We start from the raw sequence: 5,385 nt of genomic DNA on the forward strand, positions 1-5,385 counted from the left end.
TTCACGGTTATTGGTCAATATGATCCAGTAGAACTACTGCCGATTTTGACCGCTTTCCGATTGAAACTTTAAGGGAGAGTTAAACTCTCCCACCACTCTTCTTAGATTTTACACAGCTGAAATGAATATATCAACCTCAGTAAAATTTTTCCTTAAAAGCCTTTCGCCCACTTGAAATTCTTATGCTTTTGAGTCAAAATTCATCTATGACCATCCTTTTAAGGGGCGATTCGTGCAGGGTTTGAAAATTTAAAACTACTAACAAAAAGCATTATCAGATCCCGGCAGCTTACAGGGGGTGCCTAGTTGGTATCCCCTGTAGTTTGCACCCTGGGGGTGGGAGATGGATCTTCTAGTATCCAAAGTGAACAAAAGAACAAAGATAAATATTACATCTCGGGATGTTGAGAATATTCTTAGCGCCACTTTGAGCTCTTCCAATCTTTGGGAGATAACCGATCTCTCTCATAGACCTTTCAGGATCGTTGTGGAAACATTAAAAGAGTTACGGGAAAGAGGATTGGTTATCCTCAAAAACTCCTCCATCTCCCTGACGAAAGAGGGAAAAATTTTTTGCAAGCGATATAACGTGACTCCAAAGACGAACCATGGATGCCCTGCTTGTCGGGGAAGGACCGTCTCCCTCGCAAAATTCGAGGATTTTCTGCCCCGTTTTGAACAAATTGTAAGGAATAGACCCGAACCCATAATGGAGTTGGATCAGGGATTCGTTGGACCCACCATCGCCTTTGCCAGAATCGCTCTTTTGGCGGATAGAGGCGATATCCAGGGGAAAGACGTTATAATCCTGGGGGATGATGACTTAGTGAGCCTCGCTGCAGCCCTCTCCGGACTACCCAAGCGAATCACGGTTCTCGAAGTCGACGAGCGAATAGTCGACTTCATCGAGAATACAAGCGAAAAAGAGAATCTTCACATCGAAGTGGTTCCCCACGATCTTCGCTTCAAGCTCCCCCGAGATCTTGTGGAAAGTTTTGATACATTTTTAACCGACCCACCGGAGGCAATCGGTGGATTGGAGCTTTTCATCGCGAGGGGATTAGCTACTTTAAAAGGAGCCGGTTGTGCCGGTTATTTCGGTCTGACCATGATCGAATCGTCCCTTCAAAAATGGGGTGAGCTTCAAAAAATTCTAACCCATGAGTATGGTGTAGTCATCACCGATATAATCCATGATTTTAATATCTACGATAATTGGATGTACCTTCTCGAGAGCATAAAGGATGATATAGGACCCCTCAGAGAAGCACCGGAGAAGCACTGGTATAAATCGTCCATGTTCAGAATCGAAACCCTCGAGGATTTCCTCCAGCGTAATGAGGATGTCGTAAGCGTTGAGCTATATAACGACCCCGAAAGTCTAATCTGGACCAAGGAGCGATGATTATGTGGCAAGTTCCAAATATGGTCTCATTCACAAAGGGTACAGCGGAAGGACATTCACCCCTGAACGCCTTCGACAATGCCCTTTTAGCTGGGGGAATCGGTAATCTGAATTTGGTCAAGGTGACTAGCATTGTACCCCCCAAGGTCAGAATTGAAGCACTTCCCTCCATTCCCGTGGGGACTCTTGTACCAACGGTATATGCCCATATCACCAGCAACGTCGGTGGTGAAATAATATCAGCCTGCGTGGGTATGGGATTAAGTTCGGATTCCCAAGGTGTTATAATGGAACACGCCCATCCGGGGTCAGCCACCGTGGCGGAAGAGATAGTTAAAAAGATGCTAAAGGAGGCCCTGGAGAAAAGGAATTTGTCATTGACGAAAACCATATTAATTTCCGCGGAACATAAAGTTAAAAGGCTGGGCTGCGCCGTGGCAGCCGCAATTCTTTGGTGGGGGTGATGAAAACGAAAAATGTGGGCAGGCACTTGGTCATCGAATTCTGGGACTGCAAAAATCTGAATTCAGCGGAACTCGCAGAAAAAGCTCTCGAGGAAGCGGTTCGAGCTTGTGGTGCCACATTGCTCGAGCTGAAGGTGCACCAATTCTCTCCCCATGGAATAACGGGCGTAGCTATGATCGCGGAATCCCATATCTTGATCCACACCTGGCCCGAACTTGGATATGCAGCAGTGGACGTATTCACCTGCGGGGAGCAAGTCGATCCCCTGGCCGCCATAGATCCATTCCAAAAACATTTTTCCCCCAAGCATGTACAACTTGTGGAGATAAGAAGAGGTGTTCTTCGTGACTGACGACTGGTTTACCGAGCCGGGCTCGTCGGATTTTGAACACCGCTATAAAGTAAGAGCGATCCCCTTCAAAAAAGAGACCAAGTTCCAAAGGATCGAGATCGTGGACACTTTGGAATTTGGAAGGATGCTCGTTCTGAACGGGGCAGTTCAAACCAGTGAGAAAGATGAATTCATCTATCACGAGATGATCGTCCACGTTCCCCTACTTTCTCACACCAAACCAAGGAAGATTCTCATCATTGGGGGAGGAGATGGAGGCGCCTTAAGACGAGTGCTCGAACATCCCGTGGAGGATATCGTCCTGGTCGAGCTGGACGAAGAGGTCGTAAAGGCGTGTCGAAAATTTCTTCCATCCATAAATGATGACGCATTCCTGGATAAAAGGGTCAGGATCATCTTCGACGACGGGGCGAAATTTGTTGGGAATTCTCGGGAAAAATTCGATGTCCTCATCGTAGATTCCACCGATCCCATAGGGCCAGCGAAGGCTCTATTCACAGAGGGGTTTTACCGTGCCGCCCATAACATCCTCTCAGAGAATGGAATCTGTGTCACTCAGAGTGGTTCCCCAACCTTTCAAATGAAAGAGCTTCGTAACGCATATAATGGATTGAAGCTGGTCTTTCCCACCGTGCGGGTTTATCTTGCCTTTGTCCCAACCTATCCCGGCGTCTTATGGAGTTTTACCATAGCCTCTAAAAAATGGGATCCCGCCGCCGTCTCCCCTGAAAAGGTCAAGGAAAGATTGATATCCTCCAACATTTCAACGCGCTATTATACCCCGGAAATCCATACCGCGTGCTTCATTCTTCCCAAGTTTATCCAAAGGATTTTAGAGGAGGATTCCTCCTTTGAAACCGCCCTTTAGAGATAAGTTCTTGGCCTCCCAGAATAATCCCAATCCAGACGCGATAATCCTTGGAGTACCTCTGGATAAAACCGAGAGCTTTCGTTCCGGAACAAAACTTGCTCCAGAGCGGATAAGAAAAGCCTCTGACAGCCTGGAGACCTTTAGTCCCACCTTGAGAAAGGATTTAGAGGACATCGTCCTTTGCGACTGGGGGGATATAAAAATGGAAGATTCCATGGAAATATCCCTAGAAAGGATCGAAGAAGAGGTAGTTCAAGCAAGGGAAAAAGCTTTTACGGTACTCATCGGGGGTGAACATACTCTAACCTTAGCCGCGATAAGGGCTCTAAAGAGAGAGTTTTCTCCACTCTTCCTGATCGAGTTCGATGCCCACCTAGACCTCCGTGAAAGCTATGAAGGAGAAAAATTTTGCCACGCCACGGTGACTAAGCGAATTTTGGAAGAGATAGGGGGGTCTTTCCTCATCCAACTCGGAGTGAGATCGGGAACAAGGGAAGAATACGAAATTTCAAAGAAGTGTTTATTATCCACACCCGATATATCCATTCCATCCGAGATTCGCGATAAAATCGGAGATTCAGCCGTTTATATGAGTATAGATATGGATGTTCTGGATCCATCCTGTGCCCCAGGGACGAGCAATCCTGAGCCGGGCGGATACGATTTTAAAGAATTGCTTTCAAGTCTCTACGAGCTCAAGTCCCTCAACGTAGTCGGCATGGACGTCATCGAAGTTTCCCCGCCCTTCGATAGGGGAGACATTACCTCTATAGCTGCGGCCAAAATAATTAGAGAATCCATCCTCCTCTTCACCTAAGCATTTAGCTTAACTTAACCATGGATAGGGCGAGGCTGAAAGCCTCGCAATCCAGAGCTAGAGGATTGGTTAGTGTTTGAAATGTCTCCTCCCCGTGAACACCATGGCTATCTTATGCTCATCCGCGGCGGCGATTATTTCATCGTCTCGAATGGATCCCCCCGGCTGAATTATCGCCTTAACTCCGGCCCTGGCAGCCAAATCAACGGCGTCCCTGAAGGGAAAGAAGGCATCCGAGGCCAAGGAGGAATTTTTTACCCGTCCCCTAGCCTTTTTAAAGGCTATATCAACGGCATCCACCCTGCTCATCTGACCGGCGCCCACACCCACTGTGGCTAGATCCTTGGTAAGGACAATGGCGTTTGACTTGACGTGCTTTGCCACCCGCCAGGCAAAAAGAAGATCGTCCCACTGCTTCTCCGAGGGATGAATTTTGGTCATCACCTTCATCTCATCTCTATTCTCTTGAACTCGATCAACATCCTGGACCACAACTCCTCCTTCCACCCGTTTGATGTCCTTCAAATCAACCATCGGCTCCCTCTCTTCTCCCATGTACATGATGATCAGGTTCTTCTTTTGGGTCAGAATCTCCAGGGCTTCTTCGAGATAGGCGGGGGCGATTATAGCTTCAAGAAAAGTGGATGTGAGCTTCTTGGCCAAAGCTTCATTGACCACCCGGTTCAAGGCGACGATGCCCCCGAAGGCGGAGACGGGATCGGAGTCATGAGCCCTATTGTAAGCGGTACATATATCATTCGCGAGACCAACTCCACAGGGATTTGTGTGTTTGATGACTACCGCCGCGGGCACCGTGAATTCGCAAGCCAGAGACCACGCGGCGTCTAAATCCAGGATATTATTGAAGGATAGCTCTTTCCCGTGAAGTTGCTGAGCATAAACCAAAGAATGTGGTGGAGCGACGATCTCTCGATAAAAAGCCGCCTTTTGATGTGGATTCTCACCATATCTTAAATCCTGAATTTTTTCGAAGGAGAGATCGAGAAGTCTGGGGAATTCTTCCAGATCTCTCGTCAGGTAATGATAGATTGCTTCATCATAATGGGCCGTATGTCTGAAGGCATCGATTGCCAAATCAAGGCGTGTCTCTCTGGAAAGACACCCACTGTTCCGTCGCATTTCGGTGAGTATTTCATCGTATCTTTCGGGCTGCACCACGACCGCCACACCCTCAAAATTCTTGGCCGCGGAGCGGATCATGGAAGGACCACCGATATCGATTTGCTCTACTGCTTGGGCTAAAGTCACAGCCTTCCTGGAAATGGTCTCGGTAAAGGGATAGAGATTCACCACCACCAAATCGATTGGCTCTATGCCATGCTCCTTGAGTGTCTTAAGATGGGATTTCTTGCTTCTGTCAGCCAAAAGAGCTCCGTGAATCAATGGATGGAGGGTTTTCACCCTACCGTTCAGTATCTCGGGGAATTTGGTAATTTGGGAAACCTTTTTAACCG

6 protein-coding genes are annotated in these 5,385 nt (G+C 47.6%); 5 read left to right on the top strand and 1 reads right to left on the bottom strand.

The annotated features are described in order from the left end of the window. Positions 1 to 343 precede the first annotated feature (343 nt). The 5 genes from AB1466_03485 to speB are packed head-to-tail and all read left to right on the top strand — an operon-like array spanning position 344 to position 3,910. Complete coding sequence (locus AB1466_03485; GenBank protein ID MEW6189159.1) at positions 344 to 1,405, top strand: bis-aminopropyl spermidine synthase family protein; 1,062 nt, start codon at positions 344 to 346, stop codon at positions 1,403 to 1,405. Positions 1,406 to 1,407: 2 nt separating this feature from the next. After that, on the top strand, positions 1,408 to 1,869 hold the full coding sequence (locus AB1466_03490) for an arginine decarboxylase, pyruvoyl-dependent (protein MEW6189160.1): 462 nt from the start codon (positions 1,408 to 1,410) through the stop codon (positions 1,867 to 1,869). Beyond that, positions 1,869 to 2,222 (top strand): adenosylmethionine decarboxylase, encoded by a 354-nt coding sequence (gene speD, locus AB1466_03495; GenBank protein MEW6189161.1) that lies wholly within the window; start codon positions 1,869 to 1,871, stop codon positions 2,220 to 2,222. The genes AB1466_03490 and speD overlap by 1 nt, the downstream gene beginning before the upstream one ends. Next, on the top strand, positions 2,215 to 3,090 hold the full coding sequence (gene speE / locus AB1466_03500; GenBank protein MEW6189162.1) for a polyamine aminopropyltransferase: 876 nt from the start codon (positions 2,215 to 2,217) through the stop codon (positions 3,088 to 3,090). Before speD ends, speE begins: the two co-directional genes overlap by 8 nt. Then, positions 3,074 to 3,910 carry an agmatinase gene (gene speB / locus AB1466_03505; protein MEW6189163.1) on the top strand — a complete coding sequence of 279 codons (837 nt, stop codon included), beginning with the start codon at positions 3,074 to 3,076 and terminating at the stop codon, positions 3,908 to 3,910. The genes speE and speB overlap by 17 nt, the downstream gene beginning before the upstream one ends. Before the next feature lie 69 nt (positions 3,911 to 3,979). On the opposite strand, the gene purH is transcribed toward speB, so the two are convergent. After that, on the bottom strand, positions 3,980 to 5,385 hold a 1,406-nt coding region (gene purH / locus AB1466_03510; protein ID MEW6189164.1), incomplete at its 5' end, for a bifunctional phosphoribosylaminoimidazolecarboxamide formyltransferase/IMP cyclohydrolase.

The sequence above is a fragment of the Actinomycetota bacterium genome, assembly GCA_040755895.1.
In the GTDB taxonomy this organism is placed as follows: Bacteria; Actinomycetota; Aquicultoria; order Subteraquimicrobiales; family Subteraquimicrobiaceae; genus Subteraquimicrobium.